Source organism: Bradyrhizobium sp. UFLA01-814, assembly GCF_046718885.1.
GTDB classification, from domain to species: domain Bacteria; phylum Pseudomonadota; class Alphaproteobacteria; order Rhizobiales; family Xanthobacteraceae; genus Bradyrhizobium; species Bradyrhizobium elkanii.
Genome location: NZ_JAQOSR010000037.1, coordinates 21,491 through 45,086 on the forward strand (window position 1 = coordinate 21,491; position 23,596 = coordinate 45,086).

At 64.0% G+C, this 23,596-nt stretch carries 26 protein-coding genes and 1 tRNA gene; 13 read left to right on the forward strand and 14 right to left on the reverse strand.

The window, feature by feature from the left end; translation table 11 throughout:
* Nucleotides 1–41: 41 nt before the first annotated feature.
* Complete coding sequence (locus PMN64_RS13820; RefSeq protein WP_028342102.1) at nucleotides 42–494, forward strand: VOC family protein; 453 nt, start codon at nucleotides 42–44, stop codon at nucleotides 492–494.
* A 348-nt stretch (nucleotides 495–842) separates the two neighbouring features.
* On the forward strand, nucleotides 843–1,484 hold the full coding sequence (locus tag PMN64_RS13825; protein ID WP_411781095.1) for a glutathione S-transferase family protein: 642 nt from the start codon (nucleotides 843–845) through the stop codon (nucleotides 1,482–1,484).
* Between the two features lie 18 nt (nucleotides 1,485–1,502).
* On the opposite strand, the gene PMN64_RS13830 is transcribed toward PMN64_RS13825, so the two are convergent.
* On the reverse strand, nucleotides 1,503–1,751 hold the full coding sequence (locus PMN64_RS13830; RefSeq protein ID WP_411781071.1) for a hypothetical protein: 249 nt from the start codon (nucleotides 1,749–1,751) through the stop codon (nucleotides 1,503–1,505).
* A gap of 130 nt (nucleotides 1,752–1,881) precedes the next feature.
* Nucleotides 1,882–2,139, reverse strand: coding sequence for a PilZ domain-containing protein (locus tag PMN64_RS13835; protein WP_018271493.1), 258 nt, complete (start codon nucleotides 2,137–2,139; stop codon nucleotides 1,882–1,884).
* A 550-nt stretch (nucleotides 2,140–2,689) separates the two neighbouring features.
* Between PMN64_RS13835 and PMN64_RS13840 the strand changes: the two genes are divergently transcribed.
* Nucleotides 2,690–3,331 carry a methyltransferase domain-containing protein gene (locus tag PMN64_RS13840; protein WP_411781072.1) on the forward strand — a complete coding sequence of 214 codons (642 nt, stop codon included), beginning with the start codon at nucleotides 2,690–2,692 and terminating at the stop codon, nucleotides 3,329–3,331.
* A gap of 319 nt (nucleotides 3,332–3,650) precedes the next feature.
* Here PMN64_RS13840 and PMN64_RS13845 read toward each other — a convergent pair.
* The 3 genes from PMN64_RS13845 to PMN64_RS13855 form a co-directional block, all read right to left on the reverse strand.
* A tRNA-Glu gene (locus tag PMN64_RS13845) sits at nucleotides 3,651–3,725 on the reverse strand.
* 158 nt (nucleotides 3,726–3,883) lie between these two features.
* Nucleotides 3,884–4,033: a hypothetical protein gene (locus tag PMN64_RS13850; protein WP_016844593.1), complete on the reverse strand. Its 150-nt coding sequence runs from the start codon at nucleotides 4,031–4,033 to the stop codon at nucleotides 3,884–3,886.
* 84 nt (nucleotides 4,034–4,117) lie between these two features.
* Complete coding sequence (locus PMN64_RS13855) at nucleotides 4,118–4,462, reverse strand: hypothetical protein (RefSeq protein WP_411781073.1); 345 nt, start codon at nucleotides 4,460–4,462, stop codon at nucleotides 4,118–4,120.
* Between the two features lie 178 nt (nucleotides 4,463–4,640).
* Between PMN64_RS13855 and PMN64_RS13860 the strand changes: the two genes are divergently transcribed.
* Nucleotides 4,641–5,873 carry a Zn-dependent hydrolase gene (locus PMN64_RS13860; RefSeq protein ID WP_411781074.1) on the forward strand — a complete coding sequence of 411 codons (1,233 nt, stop codon included), beginning with the start codon at nucleotides 4,641–4,643 and terminating at the stop codon, nucleotides 5,871–5,873.
* Nucleotides 5,874–5,880: 7 nt separating this feature from the next.
* Here the strand turns inward: PMN64_RS13860 and PMN64_RS13865 are convergent, their stop codons facing one another.
* Complete coding sequence (locus PMN64_RS13865) at nucleotides 5,881–6,765, reverse strand: sulfite exporter TauE/SafE family protein (protein ID WP_411781075.1); 885 nt, start codon at nucleotides 6,763–6,765, stop codon at nucleotides 5,881–5,883.
* A 375-nt stretch (nucleotides 6,766–7,140) separates the two neighbouring features.
* On the opposite strand from PMN64_RS13865, the gene PMN64_RS13870 reads away from it, so the two are divergent.
* The 4 genes from PMN64_RS13870 (at nucleotide 7,141) to PMN64_RS13885 (ending at nucleotide 12,101) form a co-directional block, all read left to right on the forward strand.
* A complete protein-coding gene (locus tag PMN64_RS13870) occupies nucleotides 7,141–8,178 on the forward strand; it encodes a PrsW family glutamic-type intramembrane protease (protein ID WP_411781076.1) in 1,038 nt (345 codons plus the stop codon).
* A 79-nt stretch (nucleotides 8,179–8,257) separates the two neighbouring features.
* On the forward strand, nucleotides 8,258–10,117 hold the full coding sequence (locus PMN64_RS13875; RefSeq protein WP_411781077.1) for an acyltransferase family protein: 1,860 nt from the start codon (nucleotides 8,258–8,260) through the stop codon (nucleotides 10,115–10,117).
* Nucleotides 10,118–10,205: 88 nt separating this feature from the next.
* Nucleotides 10,206–10,778, forward strand: coding sequence for an HdeD family acid-resistance protein (locus PMN64_RS13880; RefSeq protein ID WP_038386803.1), 573 nt, complete (start codon nucleotides 10,206–10,208; stop codon nucleotides 10,776–10,778).
* 237 nt (nucleotides 10,779–11,015) lie between these two features.
* Entirely contained in the window at nucleotides 11,016–12,101 is a 1,086-nt protein-coding gene (locus tag PMN64_RS13885) for a 3-deoxy-7-phosphoheptulonate synthase (protein ID WP_411781078.1), read from the forward strand.
* A gap of 66 nt (nucleotides 12,102–12,167) precedes the next feature.
* On the opposite strand, the gene PMN64_RS13890 is transcribed toward PMN64_RS13885, so the two are convergent.
* The 4 genes from PMN64_RS13890 to epmA are packed head-to-tail and all read right to left on the reverse strand — an operon-like array spanning nucleotide 12,168 to nucleotide 14,820.
* A complete protein-coding gene (locus PMN64_RS13890; RefSeq protein WP_411781079.1) occupies nucleotides 12,168–12,434 on the reverse strand; it encodes a hypothetical protein in 267 nt (88 codons plus the stop codon).
* Nucleotides 12,435–12,456: 22 nt separating this feature from the next.
* Nucleotides 12,457–12,669, reverse strand: coding sequence for a hypothetical protein (locus PMN64_RS13895; protein WP_038386801.1), 213 nt, complete (start codon nucleotides 12,667–12,669; stop codon nucleotides 12,457–12,459).
* Between the two features lie 10 nt (nucleotides 12,670–12,679).
* Entirely contained in the window at nucleotides 12,680–13,771 is a 1,092-nt protein-coding gene (locus PMN64_RS13900; protein ID WP_411781080.1) for a lysine-2,3-aminomutase-like protein, read from the reverse strand.
* Nucleotides 13,768–14,820, reverse strand: a complete 1,053-nt coding sequence (gene epmA / locus PMN64_RS13905; RefSeq protein WP_411781081.1) for an EF-P lysine aminoacylase EpmA — start codon at nucleotides 14,818–14,820, stop codon at nucleotides 13,768–13,770. The genes PMN64_RS13900 and epmA overlap by 4 nt, the downstream gene beginning before the upstream one ends.
* A 504-nt stretch (nucleotides 14,821–15,324) precedes the next feature.
* Between epmA and efp the strand changes: the two genes are divergently transcribed.
* The 3 genes from efp (at nucleotide 15,325) to PMN64_RS13920 (ending at nucleotide 18,369) form a co-directional block, all read left to right on the forward strand.
* Entirely contained in the window at nucleotides 15,325–15,891 is a 567-nt protein-coding gene (gene efp, locus PMN64_RS13910) for an elongation factor P (RefSeq protein ID WP_016844580.1), read from the forward strand.
* A gap of 128 nt (nucleotides 15,892–16,019) precedes the next feature.
* The gene (locus tag PMN64_RS13915) at nucleotides 16,020–17,618 is read left to right on the forward strand and encodes a M23 family peptidase (protein WP_411781082.1); all 1,599 of its coding nucleotides are present in this window, start codon (nucleotides 16,020–16,022) and stop codon (nucleotides 17,616–17,618) included.
* Nucleotides 17,619–17,946: 328 nt separating this feature from the next.
* Complete coding sequence (locus tag PMN64_RS13920; protein ID WP_411781083.1) at nucleotides 17,947–18,369, forward strand: DUF805 domain-containing protein; 423 nt, start codon at nucleotides 17,947–17,949, stop codon at nucleotides 18,367–18,369.
* 21 nt (nucleotides 18,370–18,390) lie between these two features.
* On the opposite strand, the gene PMN64_RS13925 is transcribed toward PMN64_RS13920, so the two are convergent.
* From PMN64_RS13925 to PMN64_RS13935, 3 genes are all read right to left on the reverse strand, one after another.
* The gene (locus PMN64_RS13925) at nucleotides 18,391–19,284 is read right to left on the reverse strand and encodes a dihydrodipicolinate synthase family protein (RefSeq protein WP_411781084.1); all 894 of its coding nucleotides are present in this window, start codon (nucleotides 19,282–19,284) and stop codon (nucleotides 18,391–18,393) included.
* Nucleotides 19,285–19,411: 127 nt separating this feature from the next.
* Entirely contained in the window at nucleotides 19,412–19,918 is a 507-nt protein-coding gene (locus PMN64_RS13930; protein WP_304500125.1) for a cupin domain-containing protein, read from the reverse strand.
* Between the two features lie 40 nt (nucleotides 19,919–19,958).
* Nucleotides 19,959–20,438 (reverse strand): carboxymuconolactone decarboxylase family protein, encoded by a 480-nt coding sequence (locus PMN64_RS13935; RefSeq protein WP_411781085.1) that lies wholly within the window; start codon nucleotides 20,436–20,438, stop codon nucleotides 19,959–19,961.
* A gap of 95 nt (nucleotides 20,439–20,533) precedes the next feature.
* Between PMN64_RS13935 and PMN64_RS13940 the strand changes: the two genes are divergently transcribed.
* The gene (locus PMN64_RS13940) at nucleotides 20,534–21,109 is read left to right on the forward strand and encodes a MarR family winged helix-turn-helix transcriptional regulator (protein ID WP_411781086.1); all 576 of its coding nucleotides are present in this window, start codon (nucleotides 20,534–20,536) and stop codon (nucleotides 21,107–21,109) included.
* 140 nt (nucleotides 21,110–21,249) lie between these two features.
* Nucleotides 21,250–22,485: a lytic murein transglycosylase gene (locus tag PMN64_RS13945; RefSeq protein WP_411781087.1), complete on the forward strand. Its 1,236-nt coding sequence runs from the start codon at nucleotides 21,250–21,252 to the stop codon at nucleotides 22,483–22,485.
* 284 nt (nucleotides 22,486–22,769) lie between these two features.
* Here PMN64_RS13945 and PMN64_RS13950 read toward each other — a convergent pair whose 3' ends face one another.
* Nucleotides 22,770–23,588 carry an SDR family NAD(P)-dependent oxidoreductase gene (locus PMN64_RS13950; RefSeq protein ID WP_411781088.1) on the reverse strand — a complete coding sequence of 273 codons (819 nt, stop codon included), beginning with the start codon at nucleotides 23,586–23,588 and terminating at the stop codon, nucleotides 22,770–22,772.
* Nucleotides 23,589–23,596: the final 8 nt, after the last annotated feature.

A 23,596-nucleotide genomic window follows, 5' to 3' on the forward strand; every position in this document is an offset into this window, starting at 1 on the left:
GAGCCCAAACAAAATCTCTGAATCTGCAGGAGGATAAAAAAATGCGTTATCTGCACACCATGCTGCGCGTCCGCAATCTCGATGTCGCGATGAAATTCTATCAGGACGCGCTGGGGCTGAAGGAAGTGCGCCGCATCGACAATGAGAAGGGCCGCTTCACGCTGTTGTTTCTCTGCGCGGAGGAAGACCTCCATCTGCTCAAGTCCCTGCCGCAGACCCGCGGCGCGCCGCTGGTCGAGCTGACCTACAATTGGGACGAGGAGAAATACGGCGAGGACCGCCATTTCGGCCATCTCGCCTACGAGGTCGACGACATCTACGCGACCTGCGAGAAGCTGATGAAGATGGGCGTCACCATCAATCGTCCGCCGCGCGACGGCAACATGGCATTCGTGCGTTCGCCCGACCTGCACTCGATCGAGATCCTGCAAAAAGGCGAGCCGAAGGCCCCGGCCGAGCCGTGGGCGTCGATGCCGAACACCGGCCACTGGTAAACACCGCGCCCGCATCCGCGTTCCTGTCGATGTTTCGCCCTAGCTGAACCGCCGGGCGATCGCGAGGAACGCGACACGATCGTTGACGTTGCCTCCTTACAAGCATGCGAGGAGGCAACGATGGGAAGAGGAATTTTGCTTTGGCTGTTGGGTGTGCCGATCCCGGTGATCATCGTGTTGTGGTTGTTGTTCGGTCACTGACGGCGTCTTGATGCATAGCTATCAGCGAGGCTCTGCCGCGATGCGGCGGAGCCTCTTTTTTTGCTCTCGGTACAATTCACCCCGCGCTTTTCCCTGACGCTTCAGCTATGAACGCGCGCAAAGCACAACAGCGGGAAGAATCGCGTGATGGACAGCAAGCCGCAACTGACGATCTGGGGCCGGGCCAACTCGGTCAACGTGCAGAAGGTGCTCTGGTGTCTCGCCGAGCTCGACCTCCCCTATCAGCGCATCGATGCCGGCATGCAGTTCGGCAAGAACGATCAGCCCGACTATCTCGCGATGAATCCGAATGGCCGCGTCCCGACGCTGGTCGACGGCGACTATGTGCTGTGGGAATCCAATTCGGTGATGCGCTATCTCTGCATGGCCTATGGTCAGGGCGCGCCGCTCTATCCGCAAGCGCCGAAGGCGCGCGCCGCCGTCGACCGCTGGCTCGACTGGACGCTGTCGACGCTGCAGCCGGTCGACCGGCCGGTGTTCTGGGGGCTGGTGCGCACGCCGCCGGAGAAGCGCGACATGGTGCAGATCCAGAAGGACGCCGATGCCGAGGGCGTGGTGTGGCGCGTCGTCGAGACGCAGCTTGCACGGCGCCGCTTCATCGAAGGCGACCATTTCACGATCGCCGACATCGCGCTCGGCGCCTTTGCGCGGCGCTGGCTCGGCGTCGAGGGCGTCAGCAAGCCGAAGCTGCCCAATCTCGAACGCTGGTTCGGTGAGATCTCAGGCCGGCCGGCCTTCGTGCGCTTCATCGCGCCGCCGATGTCGTGAGCGCGGGCGGCAAACCGCTCACCGTCCGCGGCCGGACATCCCGCCATCGACGCTGATACCGCCGCCGAGCTTCACGCAGGTGTCGGCGCCCTCGACCTTGACGAAGCCCGGTCCGTACGACGCGCAAGGGTTGCTTCGTGTCGTGGATTTCGACGGCAAGGTTTTGCCGGCGTCGGTGGGCGTCTGGAAATTGCGGCGGTCGCCCTGCTGGGCGAACGCAGCGGCGGGAAGCAGGACGGCGATGATGGCAAAGCAGGTCTTGCGCATCCGCCCTTTTATCCTGCGCCACCGGATGAGGCTAGCTCATGATGCGATCGGGCAGAATTGCGGCATGAGCTTGCTTCTTTCTTGAGCATGATCTGTTCGGAAAACCGGATCCACTTTTTCGGATCAATCTCTACCGCACGAACTTGACGCCGAACGTCCTGCCCTCGCGCCACACCACTTCGCAGGCGCGCCCGGTGCGGGCGTCGCGTGAGAACGCCAGCCGCAGCTTGGCCGGCAGCGTGTTGTTGTCCTGGACCGTGATCTTGGCGCCCGACGAAGACATGTCCTCGACCACGCAGGGCCGCGCGGCGAATCCGCCGTCGAGCGTGATCCAGCCGGATTGCCGCAGCGATTTGCGCGTTTCGCGCTTCCTGGTCCCTGGAGCCATCACATCATCCCGGGCCCAGCCGTATCGCCGTTGGCTTTACAAAGGGTTGCGAAAGAGCGGCGGATTGCAGCGATCTCAGGATTGTTCACATCTGCCAGCGCGGCACGGCGCCGTTGCAAATCTGGATTTCGAAGTCGGTTCGGACTCCGCAAGTGACATCCTGGCTGACTTGGCTGATCTGCTGCATGGCTTGGTACCAAGCGGAGCGCGGCTGCCTAGCTGTGGCCAAGTGCTGCGGTGACGTCGTTGCCGTAAATGCCGCCAGCGTTCGCGCGATAGTCACATCGTCGCTCATCAAGGACGCAGTCTTGGCAACGAACTCAATTGATGAAGCGACCTTGGCCCTCTCCGTTTGGTGGCGAGTCCGCGCGGCTTGGGCCACAGCAAATCTCGAATAGCTAAGCGCCGCACTTGATCGGATTGATCGTGGTGCGTATGCTGTTTTCTTTAATTGAAGGGAGCGGGCGACTGCTGCACATCTCATTTCCATTTGCTGGGGCTCAGTTCGATATTTGCAATACGGTAGTGTGCCACCTTCAAAGGAAAAACAATGGACGGTCTCTCGCCAACCACCATTCGGCAACTTTACGAACACGCTCTCGATGCGCCCGGTCCAAAGACGTGGTGGATCACGCGCCTCGCGATGTACAAAGCGCTCCATCGCGCTCTATCGGAATATGACGGAAACGAAAAAACTTGCCTGTCGATATCCGGATCGAAGGGACTCGGTGTTGAGCTGGGGCTGACCAAAACGAAATACACAGAGGTCAGCTATCCTGATGCCAACTTCATAGATTTGCCATTCGAAAGCGGCACTTTTGACTTCTGTGTCTCGGACCAGGTTCTCGAACACGTCGAGGGAGATCCCCAAAAAGCATTCTCTGAATCAATCAGAGTTGTGAAGCCGGGCGGCTACGTCTGTCACACGACCTGTTTCGTCAATGGCATTCACGCGGCGCCGAAGGACTTTTGGCGCTTCACGCCGGAATCGCTAAGGCTGTTATCTGACAAGGCGAACGCCGAGTCGATCGCTTGTGGGGGATGGGGCAACCGCGAGGTGATCAACTTGATGGCATCCCCGCTTCGGATGAAACCCATCCCGGACGATCCTGCCAATCCAATTTACCAATTGGCATTACGAAATGAGCCGAGCTGGCCTATCGTCGTGTGGATTATTTCCAGGCGAAATTGATCCAGCGATTCTCACAGTCGCACAGCAGCCCGAAAAAGTCTGGCCTAACGTCATGCTGGGAGCAGCGCCAATCGCAATCGTAAGCCCCAATCAAGAAGCAGCTTGCGGCAATTGCTGGCCTCTGACGGCAGAGCAGAGACAAACGCCGCCAGTTTACCAAGACCGTTCCGGCCCCAGGTGCGGCGATCACCGCGCTTGGGGGGCACTTCCCAAAGGTGCTGATAGAACTGTCGTCGCGAGATCGAGTGGATGATGCACCGAAAATGTCCATCGCGGCGCTTAAACGTCTGATTTTGCGGAGTCTTCACTTTGGCCGTGATGGCGCTCCCTAGCGGAATCGAACCGCTCTCTCCACCGTGAAAGGGTGGCGTCCTAACCGATAGACGAAGGGAGCAAAACCCCCGGCAAATCAATACGTTAGACGTGAGATGCGCCGGACTGGCCACAGCCCTCAAGCCGCGACGGGCGAACGTATAGTGGCGATTGGCCGGGCGGGCAAGCGTTCAGAGCGCTTTTCCCGAATTGCAGGTCACGCTGCAGGTCACCTGGAGATCACCTGCAGGACAATCCGGCCTCGATCGAGGTCCAGAAGCCGCAATGCGTCGGCACATGTGCATGTGCCCGCGAACCGCCGACGTGAATCAGGATTGCGGCGGCAAGCGCGACGACGACGACGGGAACAATGAATCTTCGGATCGACATGGGCGTGCGCATCGACCGACATCGTGGCCTAACTAAGGCCTGCGAGCCGGCTGGATGTCCGGCAACAGCGCTCAGCGCCAGCTGCTAGTGATTGCTGGCAACATCCTGACGATTATTCGGCTGCGCCGCCACAGGCGTCCGCTTGATGCAGGTGCTGCAGATTACGAGCTTGCGCGCCAGCCGCTCGTCGGCGTCCGCTTCCGACAGTTGCGCAGGTGATGTGTCCGCTACTGCGGGCGACGCGTTGCGCGCATGGCGCCGCGGCTGCGGGAGATTGGGGTCCTGTCCGGCACCGTCCCAGGCCAGCGGACCTGTCCCCGGCGGCGGCGTGGTCATGCTGTATTGCTGCGAAACCTGCGCGCAGGCGCCGAGCGCGATCGGAAAAAACAGCACAGCGGCCTTGCGAGCCCAGTTCCGGAATGCAGACATGATCACACTCTCACGCTATTCGTACTGCGACCTAAGAGCAGAACCGCTAAGAAATCGTTTGCCCTGATTGTTCCGTCGCACCCAACCACGACGGCATCAAGACGGGATTGAGGCGCCAAGGAGCAAATCGAGGCGCAAATCAAGACGCAAAATCAAGACGGCAATCCGGAGTCCAATCATGCCAGGCATCAACGGTCGCTTCGACGGCAAGCGCGTGCTCGCCGATCTTAACGCGCTGCGCGCGATCGGCGCCTACAAGACCGGCGTGCACAAGCCGACATTCTCCGAACCGCATCTGCGCTCGCTCGACTGGCTCGCGGCGCGTTTGCCCGAGGCCAATCTCACCGCAACGATCGACGGCATCGGCAATGTGCTCGGCTCCAGCGCAAAGGCGGGACCAAAGCTGCTCGCCGGCTCGCATCTGGAGAGCCAGAACCATGCGGGCTGGCTCGATGGGCCGCTCGGCGTGATCTACGCGCTGGAGGCGGCGCGCGTCATCAATACGGATCCGGACGCGACCGGCGCGGTCGAGGTCGCCGCGTGGTGCGACGAGGAAGGACATTTCGGCAGTTTCCTCGGCAGCCGGTCGTTTGTCGGCGCGGTGACCGAAGTCGACATCGATGCAGCCCGCGACCGCTCCAGCGATCGCACCATGCGCGATGCATTGCTCGACGCAGGCTTCGCCGGCCGCCCGCGCCTCAACGCCGAGGCCGGCCGCCACATCGGTTATCTCGAAGCGCATATCGAGCAAGGCGACACGCTGGAAAGCAGCGGGCTCAAGATCGGCGTCGTCACCTCGATCGTCGGCATCTGGCAGTATCGCATCACGTTCACCGGCGAGCAGAACCATGCCGGCACCACGCGGATGGCGGTGCGCAGGGACGCCGGCCTGGCGCTGGCGCGGTTCTGCGTCGCGGTCGACGACAGCTTCCCTGCCCTGTCGGGACCGCGCACGGTTTGGACCACCGGCCGCATCACGCTTGACCCGGGCGCGCCGAGCATCATTCCAGGCGGCGCCGATATGCTGTTCCAGATCCGCGACGACAATCCCGAGGTGATCGCTCGCCTCGAACAACAGCTGCATCGCCTGGCGTCCGAGGCCACCGCTCAGGGCCGTTGCGGCGTGAAGGTTGAGCGCATCCGCACCGGGGTGCCCGCGATGATGACGCCCGCATTCCAGGATGCGATCGAAGCCGCGAGCGCAGCCTGCGCCGGCGGCAAATCGATCCGCATGCCGAGCGGCGCCGGCCATGACGCCCAGGTCCTCGCCACCATCATGCCGGCGGCGATGCTGTTCGTGCCGTCGATCGGCGGCATCAGCCATCACTGGAGCGAGAACACCGACGACGCCGATATCGTCACGGGGGCCGAGGTGTTTGTCGAAACCTGCCGGCGCCTGCTCGCAAGTTAGAGCACCTTCAGGTCGGACCGCCCCGGTTGCCGGATTTCAGCGAAGCCAGCGCGTGCGAGCTCTGCACGGTGCCTCGCCTCGCGGTGAAGAAGACGTACAGCAAGCAGATGTCGATCAGGATCGTGCCGGCCATGACGCTGTAGGCCCACGGGCTTTCCATCAGCTTCACTTCGATCAACACGCGCGACAGGCCGAATCCCACGACCCACGCATCAAAGCTCATGCAGATCCGGCGAAACGTCTCGGCGTCCAGCCGCCGGATCAGCCAGGCACCGAGCGGTATGCCGAGGACAACGCAGGGAACGAGCACGAACAAGAGGCTCCGGCTCTCGTCGATGAACAGACCGAGCTTGTAGTACGCGATTGCAGTCAGGCTGGACTCCGCCACCCGAACCAGTGCGAGACCGGCCCGAAACTCATCTTTGACGAGGCCCTGATTGTTGAAAAGGATCGCCAGCGGAGGGCCCGAAATGGTCGTGACCGAGTACAAGACCCCGAGCATCGTTCCAAAAGGCAAACCGACCAGCCATTTCGACTGGATCGGCCTCCGCCAACCGGCCGCCTGCAGCAGAATGAGCGGCAGAATGATCGAGTAGGTGGCGAACTTGGTCCAGCCGGGCTGAAGCGACGTCAGCGCAAAGGCTCCGACCGCGATGCCGGGCAGCATACCGATGAGAATAGGCAGCACGCGCCGCCACACGGCCGGAACACCGCTCAGGTTGATGCACAGAACATACAGATTGACGAAGACTTCGACGAGGACCACCGCGGGATTGAGGACGCGGTTGGTGTAGAAGACGAGTGCGACCGGCACCGTGAGCGAGGAAAACCCGTAACCAAGCGCGCCATTCACAAACGCCGCAAACAGCGCGATCACGGCAAGAACGATCACAGCAGAATCAATCGAAAGCATCTCTGGCTTTTACCGGATCAGTCGCCTTGCCCACGGCATTATAGCCCAACGAAGGGAACGCGGTGCCGAAAGCTGATTGGACCCACAGGTCGCGATCCCATCCATCGCAGGGGTACCAAAGCTCCTGCGCCGGGAAACACCATGGGCCTGCCTCCCGTCAGGAACCTGTCCGGGAGCCGCCCTCCCCCTTGAGCTGATCGAGGCCCGCAACGGCACCTTTCCAACCCGCTTTCGTAAGGCACCGTGGCATATTGGTCACGAGAACGGCATCAGACCGATTTGCAATCCGCTGAACTTGCTGCCATTTCTTCGGCACGCATCGCTTTGGTGCCATCAAAGGGGCCCGTCCGGCTCATGTTGTTGCTTGAGTCGCTTCCAACCGTTATCGGCGCCGCCGCCATTGCCCCCGCATTGCTGGTGTTGTGGCTCGTCATCGCCGCCGACGAGCGCCCCGGACCGCCGGTGCAGGTGTGGCTCGCCTTCGTGCTCGGCGCGGCCAGCATCTCGCTGCTCGGCCTGGCGCGAATTCCGTTCAATGCGCTGCTCGCCATTCCCGACAATCCCTGGGCGACGCAGGCGATGCGTGCAGCTTTCGGGGTCGCGGCACCGGAGGAGATCGTCAAGGTGCTCGTCATCGTCGTCATCTCGACGCGGCGCCGCGCCTTCGCCGATCCGATGGATACGGTGGTCTATGGCGCGGCCGCCGGACTTGGATTTGCCGCCTATGAGAACCTCGCCTATCTGGTCCAGCACAAGGACATGTGGCGTGCGCTCGCGGCGTTGCGCAGCGTGCTCACGGTGCCGTTCCACGGCGCGCTCGGTATCATCGCCGGCGCCTATCTTGCGATCGCGCGCTCCGGCGGCGCGCTCGGCGCCTACCGGGGTCACCGCGACTGGGCGCGCATGACGAACTGGGCGCTGGTGCTGGTCGCGCCGGTCGCGCTGCACGCGGCGTTCGATTTTCCGCTGCTCGCGCTCCAGCGCATCCCCGACCTCGGCTCGACCACGCGGCTGCTGCTCGGCTCGGCCAGCGTGCTGATCGGCTTCTCCTCGATCGGCTTTGCGATCCGCCTGGTGCGACGCCTCGGCAAGCATCATGCGCCGCGCACCGATGTTGCGCGCGAGCGGCTCAGCCAGTTGCGGCGGATGTGGGCGCTGCTGCTGATCGGCGGCGGCGCCGGCTTTGCCGGCGTCTCCTTCCTGCTCACCTCGCTGCATCATTGGTACGTCAATCCCGAGCGCAATGCATCGTTCATCCTGGTCCCGATCGGCTTCACCTCGATCCTGATCGGACTGGCGCTGCTGATCGCGACCACCGCGGTCTACTTCCTCGGCCGCAACCGGATGCGGACCGCCTCGGAGGGCTTTCCGTCCGCACCCGGTCAAAGCTAGCGCCCCGGCCGGCACCGCTCCCCTTGCAAAACAACCTCGGCAGGTTCAGGGAAAGACACAGACCAGGCGCGAGAGGACGATGGGGCACAACTACAAGAATTATCGGGCGGATATCGATGGCCTGCGGGCCGTTGCCGTCTCGTTGGTCGTGCTCGGCCACGCGTTCCCGCAATACGTTCCCGGGGGTTTCGTCGGGGTCGACATCTTCTTCGTCATTTCCGGCTACCTGATCACCGGGATCATCTATGGCGACATTCAGAACGGGAGCTTCAGCCTTGCGACGTTCTATGCGCGTCGCATTCGCAGGATTTTTCCCGCCCTGATCGTCGTCTTGATCGCCGCCTTCATCGCCGGATGGCAGCTTCTGATGCCGAGCGAGTTGGTGGCCCTTGGAAAGGAGATTGCGGCAGGCGCGGGTTTCTCGGCAAACCTGCTGTTCTATTCGGAGGGTGGCTATTTCGATGCGGCCGCGCAAACGAAGCCGCTGCTCCATCTCTGGTCGCTCGGCATCGAGGAACAGTTCTATCTTGTCTGGCCTTTGCTGCTGTGGGCGCTGATGCGATGGCGGATCGCCGCTGCCGCTCCCCTTGCCCTGATCTTCATCGCATCGCTTGTCGCAAATATCCTGGTCGTTCGAACCAACCCTGAAGCCGCATTCTACCAGCCGTTCACGCGGGCGTGGGAGCTCGCAGCCGGAGCATTGGTGGCCGTCTGCCTGCCCAACGGATTCTCCGCGGCGCGCGATCTTCTCGGATGGTCCGCGCTCGCAGTGATCGCGGCGATAACCGCGTTCTATTCGCCCTCCATGACCTACCCCGGGATCGCAGCGGTGGCGCCGGTCGCCGCAGCAGCTGCCCTCATCATGTCAGGTCGCAATCGATTTCTCTCGACCCGTACCGCGGTCGCGATCGGGCTGATCAGCTATCCGCTCTACCTCTGGCATTGGCCGATCCTGGTTTTTGCGGCGAGCTTCAAGGGTCGTCCCCTGACTTTGGCCGAGAACGGGCTGGCCGTTGGGGCCAGCTTCATTCTGGCCTGGGCAACCTATCGCTACGTCGAGCGCCCAATCAGGTTCGGGCAGTGGCGGGTGGCGCCGGTCCTTGCGGCATCGATGGTGGCCGTTGCATCGGTGGGAGCGTTGGCGATCGTCGACGGCTTTGCCTTTCGGCTTCCGGCGATCGTTCGCGAAGCTGGCGCCATGACCGTATCCAGGGACTTCCTGAGATACGGCGAATGCCATATCTCCGCTTCCGCCGATCCCGCGTTTGATCCGAGTTGCGTCGACGCCAGCAAGCGCCCGCTTGTTTTCGTATGGGGCGATTCGACCGCCGGCATGCTTGCCGCCGGGCTGCGGCAAGTCCAGGGCGATCAATTCGGGTTAGCCCAGTTCACCGTCAATTCCTGCCCGCCGCTCTTCACCACGCAGGCCGAGACCATTCCGTTTTGTGTTCAAACCAACCGCCACATCGTTGCTGCGGTTGCCCGCTCGCACCCCGATGTCGTGCTCCTGCACCTGGTGTGGAGCAGAGAACCCACCGCCGACGATCTCCGCCCGACGATTGCCGCCCTCAGACAGGCCGGCGCCGTTCGTGTCATCCTGGTCGGCCCTGTCCCGGTCTGGACCGACACGGTGCCCCATCTGACGGTGCAATATTTCCTGCGCCATCATGCATTGATCCCGGAACGCAGCCACGACGTGCAATCGACCAAGCAGACTGACAACAGGGTTGGGCAGATCGCCGCCGATCTCGGGATCGAATATCTGTCGCCCTATGACGAGCTGTGCAACGCGGACGGATGTCTGACGAGGGTCGGGACCAGCGCAAACGACCTGGTATCGGCCGACTTCCTGCATCTGTCGCCGCGCGCCTCGCGATATCTGGCGGCCAAGCTTGTGCCAAGGATTCTGGCTGTCGAAAACCGCCATGCGGAAAGATGAGCGCACAGCTATTGCTGCCGCGACTGACGGGCTGACCATTTATAACGGGTTAGGATAGACTGCACACGCGCAGATCCGGAGAGCCGCGATGACCCTGTCCAACGACCTCGACAAGCTGCGATCGGAGATGCAGGCCGCGGTGAAGGCGCACTGGAAGGCGTTCCTGTTCGAAGGCATTCTGCTCGTGATCCTCGGCATCGCCGCGATGATCGTGCCGACATTCGCGAGCCTCGCCGTCACCATCTTCCTCGGCTGGATGTTCCTGATCTCAGGCATCGGCGGGCTGATCGTGACGTTCTGGGCGCGCAACATGCCGGGCTTCTGGTGGTCGCTGATTTCGGCCGCGCTCGCCGTGCTGGCCGGCATGGTGCTGCTCGCCCGTCCGATGCAGGGCGTGCTGACGCTGACCATCGTGGTCGGCGCCTATTTCGTCGCCGAGGGCGTCGCCACCATCATGTACGCGCTGGAGCACCGCCGCGAATTGTCGGGACGCTGGTCGTGGCTGCTGATCGCCGGCCTGATGGACGTCGTGATCGCCTTCTTCATCATCGCCGGCTTGCCGGAATCCGCAGGATGGGCGATCGGCCTCCTCGTCGGCCTCAATCTGATGTTCGGCGGTGCGACCCTGATCGGCATGGCGTTGGCGGCGCGCAACACCTGACGCCGAACCGCGGGGGGGCTTGCTTTTGGGGGGTGACAGCCCCAAATCCCTGCGCTATAGAGCCGCCCCATGATCACATCCGCCACCAGCTATTTTTGGTACTTTAGCTACGACAGCTCGCTGGCGGCAGGAGGATCGCGCTCAATCTGAAGAATTGCAGCAAACGTCCAAAACAAGCCGCCAGACCTGGCGGCTTTTTTGTGTGCCGGCAGGTCCCGAACTCCAAAGGAGCCAGCCGTGTTGAGTACGACAGACGATCTTCGCATCAAGGAATTGAAAGAGCTCAGTACGCCCGAAGAGGTGATGCGGGAGGTCCCGCGCACCCTGACGGCGACCCGGGTCGTGATGGGCGCCCGCAACGCCGTCCACGCGATCCTGAACGGCACCGATGACCGCCTGCTGGTCGTCGTCGGCCCCTGCTCCATCCACGATCCCGCGGCGGCCGTCGACTACGCCGAGCGCCTCGCCAGCCTGCGCGAACAGCTCGCCGACCGCCTCGAGATCGTGATGCGGGTCTATTTCGAGAAGCCCCGCACCACCGTCGGCTGGAAGGGGCTGATCAACGATCCCGATCTCGACGGCAGCTTCGACATCAACAAGGGCCTGCGGCTCGCCCGCAACGTGCTTTCGGCGGTGAACAATCTCGGCCTGCCGGCCGGCACCGAATTCCTCGACATGACGACGCCGCAGTACATCGCCGATCTGGTCTCCTGGGCCGCGATCGGCGCGCGCACCACCGAGAGCCAGATCCATCGCGAGCTGGCTTCCGGGCTGTCCTGCCCGGTCGGCTTCAAGAACAGCACCGACGGCGGCGTGCGGATCGCGGCGGACGCGGTGAAGTCGGCCTCGCACCCGCATCACTTCATGGCGGTCACCAAGGGCGGCCGTTCGGCGATCGCCGCCACCAGCGGCAACGAAGACTGCCACGTCATCCTGCGTGGCGGCCGGGCGCCGAATTATGATGCCGCGAGCGTCGATGCTGCCGCCGCCGAACTCGGCCGCGCCGGTGTCGCAGCGCGGCTGATGATCGACACCAGCCACGCCAACAGCAGCAAGAAGCCGGAGAACCAGCCGGCGGTTGCCGCCGACATCGCGCGCCAGGTCGCAGGCGGCGAACAGCGCATCATCGGCGTGATGATCGAGAGCAATCTTGTTGCGGGACGCCAGGACGTCGTGCCGGGCAAGGCGCTGACCTACGGCCAGAGCATCACGGATGGCTGCATCGACCTCGGGACGACGGCTGACGTGCTGAAGCAGCTGGCCGATGCCGTCGACGCAAGGCGCAGCGTGCGGCGTGACGGCCTGCAGGAGCGTTCGGCCTGACGCGGCCGAACGGATTGAGCGTTGCCGGCGGGGCGTACATCGCGCTCCGCCGGTCTCTTCCGTGGCTTAGCAGCCGCGGCAGATGCTCTTGATCTTCTTGTCGAGCGCCGCGTCTTCCTTGTTGGCCTGACTGTTCGGATCGCTGATGTTCTTCTCGCTGCCAACGTCGCCGCGGCGCGGCTGACGATGTCCGATCGGCGCCTCCGGGACCGTCCCGCCCTTCTGCATGGAGGACGATCCGCCCTGCTGCTGCGCCCATGCCTGGGACATGCCAAGCTGGGGCGCTCCGGCCGCAACCATCATCAGAGCCATCAACAAAACTGTCTTCCGCATCTCGCGTCTCCGCTTCTCAACCCTATCGCGCCCGTTCCGGGACCTCGACGGTAGCACAGTTGCGTCGCCCCTGCGCTGCGCAATCCTGTACCTTCCGTATATCGGCCATCGTGCCAAGGAGCCAGATTCCCGCGGCGACCAGCACCACAAAGAAGCCGAACATCACAGCATTTTCGATGCTGCGGTTGCCCTCGTCCTCGGGCGGCTCCTGCCGTCCGTCCCTGGCCCCGCTCATCGCCGCCGCCTCAGGATTGCGGCGGGTAAAGATGAACGTCGCCGCAATAATCGACGATACGGTAGCGCCGTTCCACCGGATCTTCACGTTCGCGGGAAGCCGGCTGCGACAAATAGCTCGGGCCGATCGGCGCCTTGCCGTGGCCGCCGGGGATGTCGAGCACATAATCCGGCTGACATAGTCCGGACACACGCCCGCGCAACGCCCGCATCAGTTCCTGCCCGGCTTCGATCGTGGTGCGCAAATGCGCTGTGCCGGGCGCAAGGTCGCCGTGATGCAGATAATAGGGCTTGATCCGGCACTCGACGAAGCCGCGCATCAGCGCCTCTAGCGTCGCAGCATCGTCATTGACGCCGCGCAGCAGGACGGACTGGCTCACCAAGGGAATGCCGGCGTCGGCAAGGCGCGCGCATGCCGTGCGGGCATTGTTGCTCAGCTCACGCGGATGGTTGGCGTGGATCGCAATCCAGGTCGTCGCGCCTTCGACCCGCAATGCCGCGACCATCTCGGGATTGATACGGCCCGGATCGGCGATCGGAACACGGGTGTGGAGGCGAACGATCTTCACATGATCGATGTCGGCGAGATCGGCCATGATCTCGGTCAGCCTGCGCGGCGACAGCATCAAGGGATCGCCGCCGGTCAGGATGACTTCCCAGATCTCCGGATGGCTGCGGATGTAATCCAGCGCCGCGCGGTAGGCGTCATCGGACAAGGCCGAGGCCTTTCCCGGCCCGACCATTTCGCGCCGGAAACAGAACCGGCAATACACCGCGCAGACATGGACGAGCTTGAACAACACCCGATCGGGATAGCGATGCACGATTCCGGCGACCGGCGAATGCGCGTCGTCGCCGATCGGATCGGCGTTCTCGCCCGGCTGCTCGACGAGTTCGTCGGCGCGCGGGATGAATTGCCGCGCGATCGGGTCGGCGGGATCAGCCGGGTCAATCAGCGCGGCGAGGTCCGGCGTCACCGCGACCGCGTAGCGCGCAGCCACCCGCTCAAGCTCGGCAAGTGCTGCGACCGGCGCGAGCCCGGCATCGACCAGCTCGCGCGGCTGTCGCAGCGTCGCCGCCAGTTTTGGATCGATCCTGTTCATGTCTCTCCCGCAGGCGGTGTCCAGACCACCTGATCAATTCGTGGCGCGCCGCTCGCGAGCATCACCAGCCGGTCGAAGCCGAGCGCGACGCCGCTGGCCTCCGGCATCTGGCCGACCGCGGCAAGGAAATCGTCGTCGAGCGGATAGCGCTCGCCATAACGGCGGGCCTTCTCGTCCATCGCTGCGGTGAAACGATGGCGCTGCTCGGCCGCATCGGTCAGCTCGCCAAAACCGTTGGCGAGCTCGACGCCGCAGGCATAGACCTCGAAACGCTCGGCGACATCAGGATCGCCGGCCTTGGTGCGCGCCAGCGCGGCCTCTGGCGAGGGATATTCGAACAGCACCGTCAGACGGCCCTGCCCCAGTTGGGGCTCGACATGCTCGACCAGCACCTTGCTGAAGATATCGGACCAGGTGTCGTCATCTGCAACCCGCACCCGCGCTGCTGCAGCCGCCGCAAGCGCCTCGCGATCGCCCGCGCCGCCCGTGATCGTCGCCAACAGATCGATGCCGGCGAAGCGCTCGAAAGCTGCCGCGACCGTCAGCAATTCCGGATCGGCAAAGGGATCGGCCATCCTGCCACGGAATGAAAACCGCCCGATCCCGGTCGCCTGCGCCGCATGGGCGATCACGACGATCGTGTCGGCCATGATGGCGTCATAGCCGGCATTGGCGCGGTACCATTCGAGCATGGTGAATTCGGGCAGATGCAGGTCGCCGCGCTCGCGGTCGCGGAACACCCGCGCGAACTCGTAAATCTTCGGCTCGCCGGCCGCGAGCAGCTTCTTGCAGGCGAACTCCGGCGAGGTGCGCAGATAGCGCGGCGCATGCGAGCCATCGGTCTGCCTGAGCTCAGTGCGGGGCGCGTGCAGATGGGTCTCGTTGCCCGGCGAGATCTGCAGGATCGCGGTCTCGACCTCGGCAAATCCCTGCTCCTCGAACCAGGCGCGCAGCGCTCGCGTGATCGCCGTCCGCGCCTGCAGGAACGGCCTGCGGTCGGCATAGCGCTGCGGCATCCACCAGGGCGACGGCCGGTCATGAGCTGTCATCGCCAGAGCATCCTCATGGATTCAACATCAACGAGCCGCCATCCGCACTCAAAAGTCTTGCACAACCGATTGATTCCACACAAGTTCATAACCCCGCACAGCCCCGGCCTTCGCGGAACGCGGAGAGGCTGGTCCCTTCTTGTCGAAAGACGCGCACCTTGTCCATGTGCGCGCCTGGCTGAACCTGAACGACCGCTCGACATCCAAGGAGAGGAACGCCTTTCCCCTGGGTCGAGGACTGGCGTTGCCTCTACTGAGGACCGGCACATTCTCGGTTCCGGCGAGCTTCGCCGAGCACAACCGGACTGCACTGAAAACGCCCGATCCGGCCCAAAAATAGGGCCGATCGACGCGGCCGGGACGGTTCGCAACCTTGCGAATTCGGCCGCAAAAGACTGGCATCTCAGGGACAAATCAGTATGTTGCAGCCCGAAATCGCCGCCATGGCCGAGGGGCTGCCGATCCGGTTGGCGCCCTTAGGCTCTCAAATTCAGGAAAACACCTTTGAAAGTCATCGCCAGTTCCATCCGCAAGGGCAACGTCATCGAGCAGGACGGCAAGCTCTATGTGGTCCTTTCCGCCGAGAACATTCATCCCGGCAAGGGCACCCCGGTCAGCCAGATCGAAATGCGCCGCATCGGCGACGGCGTGAAGGTCTCGGAGCGCTACAAGACCACCGACCAGGTCGAGAAGGCCACCGTCGAGGACCACAACTACAACTACCTCTATGAAGATGGCGACGGCTTCCACTTCATGAACAACGACAACTACGACCAGGTCCAGGTCTCCAAGGAAATCGTGGGCTCGTCTGCGCCGTATCTGCAGGAGAACATGACCGTGAAGCTCTCGATGCACGAGGGCAATCCGGTCGCGATCCAGCTGCCGCAGCGCGTGACGCTGGAAGTGGTCGAGACCGAGCCCGTGACCAAGGGCCAGACCGCCTCCTCGTCCTACAAGCCGGCCATGCTCTCCAACGGCCTGCGCACCGGCGTGCCGCCGCACATCACCACGGGCACCCGCATCGTGGTCATGACCGAGGACGGTTCCTACGTCGAACGCGCCAAGGACTGAGCGCTTGAGGCGCGGTGGGATTTGAAATGAATCGTCACCGCGCCTCAACTTGTTGGTTAAGCATCAACTTTACCGAAAACCGCTACACACTTTTCCGGAACTTGCTTTAGTCTCTCGGGCGAACAGACATGAGCCCGGGGAGTGCAGTGAACAGGAAGGTGGTCAGCTTCGTCAGTTGCTGGCTGGCAGCCCTGCTCGCGCCTCTTCACGGCGCTCATGCCGACGAATTCCGAACGCCATCGATCTCGGCCATGCGGGTCGAATGGCGTGCCGTGCTCGACCAGTTGCGGCAGGAGATCGGCAGCCGCCCGGCCGTCTCCGCCGGCTTCACTTTCGCCGGACAACGCCGCGTTCCCGCCACCGATCCGCGGGCGACGCCTGCGCTGGTGCAGTTGGACGCGGTGACGGCGCCGCTGTTTCCCGGCATCGCGCAGAGCCCGATCCCGGTGCTGCTGCCGTTCGATCCCGCCAGCTATCTCGACGCGCGGCAAAACGGTGCGCCGGACAGCCTGTCGATCGCGCGCTACCAGGCCGACTTCCGCGCGGTCGATTTCTTCCATGCCGGTGCGTCGGGCTACGATGCCGTGTTCTCGCTCGACCCCGGCGCCGGCGACGGCATGCCGCCGCGAACATTTGCGAAGCCGGTCGAGGTGCAGATTTCCGGCTCGATCCTGGTCTACGACCTCGCCGACCGGCTCGGCGGCAAGGGCGAGCCGGTCAAGACGCTGGCCGCGCAGTTTCCGGACCTGCGCCGCTTCATTCGCGAGGGCTATGTCCGCTACGCCTTCACCCGCTTCGGGATTCCCTATGTCGTGTCGATCCAGTGCCTCGACAGCGCGCCGCGGCCGAAGCGGCTGGCCTGCCGCGAGGCCTATCCGGTCGTCGAGCGCTTTCTGAAGGCTTTGCGCATCGCCGGCGGCCAGCCTTCACCGCCGCGCAGCGACGTCGACATCGCCGAGCGGCCCGCCGCGCAATCCACCGACTTCACCTACCACCCGAGCGGCGACATCGTCGCAGGCAGCGGCGGCCGCAGGCAACAAGGTGGTCACGCCGACTTCACCGTCTATTCGCAGATCCGCTTTCCGCTCGAGAGGGCGCCGGCCTTCGCGCACTCGCAATCCTTCGCCAGGCGCAAGCCCGGCGCGGCCGTCGACGCGTATCCCTGGCAGGACAATTTCTGCGAGGCGCGCAGCTTCGAGGTCGGCCAATGCGCCAGCGGCTACGGCCATCAGGGCCAGGACATTCGCCCCGGCGCATGTCCTGTCGACAGCAAGGATGGTTGCGATCCCAAACAGCAGGCGGTCGTTGCGGTGCGCGACAGCATCGTGATCCGCTCGCCGCAACAGCAGGCCGCGACATTGCAGGTCAACACCCGCACCGAGCACGTCCGCTTCCGCTACATGCACATGAACCCGTCAGTGATGGATGCCGACGGCCTGCTCAACGGACGCCGCGTCAGCGAGGGCGAGAAGATCGGCGTGGTCTCGAACTATCTCGACCACCCCAACGGCACGTCGCGGCATCTGCATTTCGACGTCCAGGTGTTCACGCGCGACGGCTGGCTGTGGGTCAATCCCTACACCACGCTGGTGTCGGCCTATGAGCGGCTGATCCGCGGCCGCGGCCGCGAGATCGGACCGGAGCCCGGACCTGCGGCCGCCGTGGCCCATGCCCTGCCTGACGACGTCCTGCATCGCATCGACACCCAGGAGGGTGGCGGCAATTAGAGTGTTGTCGAGCGAACGGGACACCGGTTCGGGGCGCACTGCCAAAATATCGAAAACAACCCCATGCAAAGTGGCCGGCGGCTGCCGTCGTTCGACACGACAACTTGACACGTCGGGCAAATCGGCGGCATTATTCCATTATTCCGAAATTGTGCAAACGCCCACCGCAGGTTCCATTCGGAATCGTATCGATGCGCGCCATGTCGCGGCGACAATTGCCAGCTTGAATGATCATGATGGAAGCAGCAAACCGCGGGAACCTGTCCCGCTTCGACCATCGGACGCAAGTCTCTATCAGATGCCCGTTCAGGCTGGACCATAACCAAGCATGCTCTCGACCTTCAGCTGGTTCTTTCTCTCGGTGAAGGGCCGCATCAGCCGGCAGGAATTCGGCCTGGGATTTTTCGGCCTCGTGCTGGTCGACATGCTCGTCATTCGCGTCGGCGTGAGGCTCGACCTTGGCCCACGATATTACGACAACAGCCCGCCCGCCGACGAATTGTCCGTGCTGCGCTTGCTGCTCATGCTGTCATTGTGGCCGTTCGCCGCGATCCTGGTGAAGCGGCTGCACGACCTCAACGTCTCGGGCTGGTGGGCGCTGACGATCCTCGCCATTCCCCACCTCGCCGCCGCGCTGCACGTCAAATACTGGATCCCCTATCTGGCGCTCGTCGCAACGCTGAGCGTGCTGCCGGGATCGAAGGGTGACAACCGGTTCGGCCGCGATCCGCTGGCGCGTGCCGGCATCTAGCGCCTTGCGCCGCGGTTGCGATCAATCGATCTCAATCGCCGCCAACGTCTCCTTGACCCGCCTCTGAGCGTCCGCAGGGAGCGGCAATATCGGACGTGGAGGCTCGGCCGCACAGATCCCTCTGAGATTGGCAAGTGCGTAGACGACGCGCAGACTGGAATATGTCCTGAACAGATCCCAAAGCGGCTGCAGACGCGCGTTGAGCTCTCGCGCCCGGGCCGCATCGCCGCTCGTCGCGGCGCGAACGATGTCCACGCAGATCTTCGGGAAGATTCCTGCGACAACGCTGTACCAGGTATCTGCGCCCGCCAGCAGCGCCTCGGTGCAATTCCAGTCGGCGCTGTAACCCAACGCAACGCCGTCCGGAACGACAGCCCGCAATTCCCTGAGATGGCCCGCCACCGTCGAAGCATCCAGCGCCGGACTTTTTACCGCGACGATTCCGTCCACACGCCCCAACCGGCCGATGAGCGCCGGCGTGAATTGAAAATGAGTCGTTCCGGGATTGTCATAGATGCAGATCGGCAATCCGCTCTCTCGGGCCACGGTTTGAAAATGCTCAAAGACCTCGTCATCGGTCAGCGGCGTATAGGAAACCGCCGCCAGCAGGCCTGCCGTCGCGCCCGCATCACGCGCATCCTGGGCCAGCCGCACCGCATCGTCGGTGCGCAGTGCGCCGATGCCAACCAGTACTGGTGTATTGCCGTCTGCCAAGGCGGTGGCCGCCTGCACGGCGCGCCGCCGCTCATCGCGGCTGAAATACGGATATGAGCCGGTACTTCCGAGCAGCCCGACCGAATCCACCTTCGCCGCAATCAAGGGGTCGAGCAAGGCGCGGAGCGCACCCACATCGACCCGTCCATCCCGGTTCGAAGGCGTTATCGGGAAGGCAGAGAGCCCCTTCAGACTGATCATCGATTCGTCCCTCGTCGGCGGCTGTCGCCATAAGCTGCCGCGCAATCAATCGACCCGCCGCGTCGCGCGCAAGGTCCAGTTTCACGCGAACTGGGCACCAAACTGGTCCAGCGCTTCCCGCCGGTCGTTATTCGAGCATCGTGGTCAGCTGCGCGCCCTCGTCGGCCACAAACACCGCGATCAGCTCCGCCGGCTCCGTGGTGCTCGCATTGGCCGAAACCATGTGGGTCGACCCCGGCGGCTCGAAAAAGGACTGGCCGACTTTGAAGGTCTCGACCGGCCCGCCGCCGAGCTGGGAGCGGATTTCACCCTTGGTGATGTAGGCCGTCACCGAACCGGAATGGCGGTGCGGCGGTGTGAAGCCGCCGGGACCATAGAACACGCGCACCACCGTGACGCGCTTGCCCGCCACATTGGGCAGCGCGTGCGAGGTGATGACCTCGACCTTGTCGAGCGGCGACGCCGCATTGGCGCTGGCGCACAGCGGCGCGATGACAGAGGAGATCGCGTCCATCGGGGTCGGCAGTGCCTTGCCGATCACGAAGGCGGAGGCCAGTCCCGCGATCACGGCCAGCGCGACCGGCCGCGGCGGCCGCGCGAATGGAAGAGATGGAGTCATTGCCATCGAGGTCATTGTTTTCTCCCTGTCAGTCGCCGTTTGATTGGTCTCGACGTTACGAAGCCGCCGCGTCCGCACGCTGCCGGCGCGGCGGCGGCGTCCAGCGATAGGCCGCGCCGAACCGGTTCCAGACATTGATCGATGCGATCGCCGAGGTCAGGTAAGTCAGCTCCTGCTCGGAGAATTCGGCGGCGGCCTGCGCATAGACCTCGTCGCTGACGCCGTTCGGCAGGGTCGTCAACGCTTCGGTCCAGGCAAGCGCGGCGCGCTCGCGCGGCGTGAACTGCGGCGCCTCGCGCCACACCACGACGAGGTTCAGCTTGTCGGTGGGCACGCCGAGGCTCTCGCCCTGCAGGATGTGATACTGCACGCAGAAGGCACAGCCGTTGATCTGCGAGGCGCGCAGCTTGACGAGTTCGAGCAACTGCTTGTCGAGGCCGGCCTTCGCGGCGAACTGGCCGAGTGCGCGCACCGCGGCGAAGACGTCGGGCGCGAGCTTCTCGAAGTCGGTGTATTCATTGCGGGCATGTGACATTGGCCTGGCCTCATGTTATCAGTGTACTGAGATATTATCAGAGCTCTGATATCACCGGCAAGATGCGGATATCGGCAAAGGCGACAGCAGGCGACATGGCGGCAATGCAGAAACGAGGCAAATCCGGCACCGCCGAGCGGCGTCCGGCCGGAAAAGCCGCCGGCCGAAGGGCCGCAGCGAATGTGGGATCGACCGCCGCCGACGTCCTGCTCGCCCCTTCCGTTCCGGCGCCGGGCGAAGGCAAGCGCGGCGAGCAGGGCTACCTCGCCTATCTGCTGCGCCAGGCCCACGCGGCCTCGCGGCTGTCGATGGAGCGTCAGTTGGGACGGCTCGGCGTCACCTCGCCGCAATTCGTCGTGCTGACGATGCTGAAAGCCTATCCGGGGCTCTCAGGCGCCGATCTGGCTCGCGTCGCGCTGCTGACGCCGCAGACCGTGAGCGTGATCATCCGCAACCTGGAGCGCGACGGCGCCATCAGCAAGACGCCGCACCCCGTCCACGGCCGCGTGTTGCAATGGACCCTGACCAGCCATGGAACCGCGCTGCTGGAGAAATGCCGGCAGATCGCCCAGGCCCAGGAACGCCGGCTCGCCGCCGGCCTCGATGCCAGGTCGGAACAGGTGGTGCGCCGGTGGCTGTCAAAAATCGCCATAGATTTGCAGGATAGTTAGAGCATGACCCGGAAAAGTGGGAACCGGTTTTCCCTCGCGACAAACGCGGAACGCGTTTGCGCGGAGGTCATGCTCAAAACAATGGCTCCTGCGGCGGTGTGGCTTTTGGCTCACCCGATCGGCGCCGCTACACTGGCCCGATGAAACAGCCTGATTCTCCGAAATCCCCTGCCCGCCGCGCCGTCCTGAAGGCCGGGCTCGCGGCCGGCGTGGTGCTCGTCAATCCGCTCGGCGCGCTCGCCGCCGCCCCTCCGGGCTTCGACCAGTGGCGCGACAATTTTCGCGCCCGCGCGCTGGCAAAAGGCATTTCGGAGGCGACCTGGACTCGCTGCATGGGGCGGGTCGAGCCCGACATGAGCGTGTTCAGGCAGATGCGCAACCAGCCTGAATTCCACGAGCAGATCTGGCAGTACATCAATCGCCGCGTCTCCGACTGGCGGGTCATTCACGGCAAGGAGGCGTTGAAGAAGAACGAGGCGCTGTTCGGCCGGATCGAACGCGACTTCGGTGTCGAGCGCGGCACGCTGCTCGCGCTGTGGGGCGTCGAGTCCGCCTATGGCGATCCGCTGGTGCAGCAGAACCACATGACGCCGGTGTTTCCCTCGCTGGCGGCGCTCGCCTGGAACGAGCCGCGCCGCAAGGCCTATTGGGAGACCGAACTGATCAACGCGATGAAGATCGTGCAGCGCGGCTGGAGCACGCCTGAGGAGATGAACGGCTCCTGGGCCGGCGCGATGGGTCATTCGCAGTGGATGCCGGAAGTCTGGCTCAATGTCGGCTTCGACTATGACGGCGACGGCAAGGTCTCGCCGTTCGGCCGGCCCGACGACGCGCTGGGCTCGACCGCGAAATATCTCGTCAACCGCGGCAAGTGGCACCGCGGCGAGCATTGGGGCTACGAGGTCCGCGCGCCCGGCGGCCGCGCCAGCGGCAGCCGCACCTATGCGGCCTGGGCCAGCGCCGGCGTCGTCAGAGCCGACGGCCAGCCGTTTCCGCAGCCGAGCGCATCGGCGCAACTGTGGATCCCGGTCGCGGGTGGCCCGGCCTTCCTGCTTGGTCCGAACTTCAATTCGGTGAAGAGCTACAACCCGTCGATGAACTACGCGCTGGCGATCTGCCATCTCGGCGATCGCTGCATCGGCGGGCCGCCCTTCATCCAACCCTTCCCGGGCTCGGAGCGCGCGCTGACACTCGCCGAAGTGCAGGAGATGCAGACGCGGCTGACCAAGGCCGGCTTCGACACCGGCGGCACCGACGGCCGCGTCGGCAACGACACCATGAAGGCGATCAAGGATTTTCAGATCAAGATGGGCCTGTTGCCCGCCGACGGCTACGGCGGGCTCAAGGTGCTGGCGCGGTTGCGGCAAGGCGGCTAGCTCGCAGCACATACTCCGTGTCGTCCCTGCCTAGTGCGCAATTGCGCACGAAAGCAGGGACCCATAACCACAGATGATGATTGTTGCACACCGCTGGAATGACAAGTCCCGTTCACAACATCGGCCGCGGAGTATGGGTCCCTGCTTTCGCAGGGACGACGGCGGTTGGGATGCAAATGCGCCGCTCAACTCCTCGCAGCTGCGTAGCCCGGGTGAGCGAAAGCGATACCCGGGGCGGTTATCCCGCATGTCGCTCCGCTCATGCGGGCTACGACAGTTCGCTCCTACCGGCTCGCAGGCTGCCGCACGACGCCGCCGGCATTCATGCCGCCGTCGATCACGAGCTCAGTGCCGGTGACGTAGCGCGATGCGTCCGAAGCGAGATAGAGCACGCCTTGCGCGATCTCGATCGCCTGGCCGGCGCGTCCGAGTGGCGTGGCGAACCGGGCCCGCTCCTCCGGATCGATCGGCGCGTTCTGGCCGGCGCCGGTCGCGCCGGTCGGGATCTTGCCCCAGATCGGCGTGTCGATGATGCCGGGATGCACCGAGTTCACGCGGATGCCGTCGTTTACCTGCGCGCACTCCATCGCGATCGACTTGGCAAACAAGCGGACCGCGCCCTTGGTCGCGCTGTAGCCGGAGAGCGTCGCCGCACCGCGCAGGCCAGCCAGCGACGACATCATGATGATGGAGCCGCCGCCAGTTTTACGCATCAGCGGCAGGGAATGCTTCACGGACAGGAACACGCCGTCGATGTTGATGGCGGTCTGGCGGCGCCAGTCCGCGAGCGACATCTCGACAATCGAAGGCGCCCCGATGCCGATGCCGGCATTGGAGACCATGATGTCCAGGCGGCCATAGCGCTTGGCGATTTCAGCGACGACCTCGATCCAGCGCTCCTCGCTGGTGACGTCCTGCGGCAGAAAGCTCACCTTGCGGCCGGCCTTGGTAAGACGCGCAGCGAGTTCGGGTCCCCTCAACTCATCGATATCAGTCGCAACAACGGTCGCGCCTTCCTGCGCGAGCAATTCAACGATGGCCTCGCCAATGCCTGATGCGCCGCCGGTCACCAGCGCGACCTTGCCTTCAACCTGTCCTGACATGTCCTCTC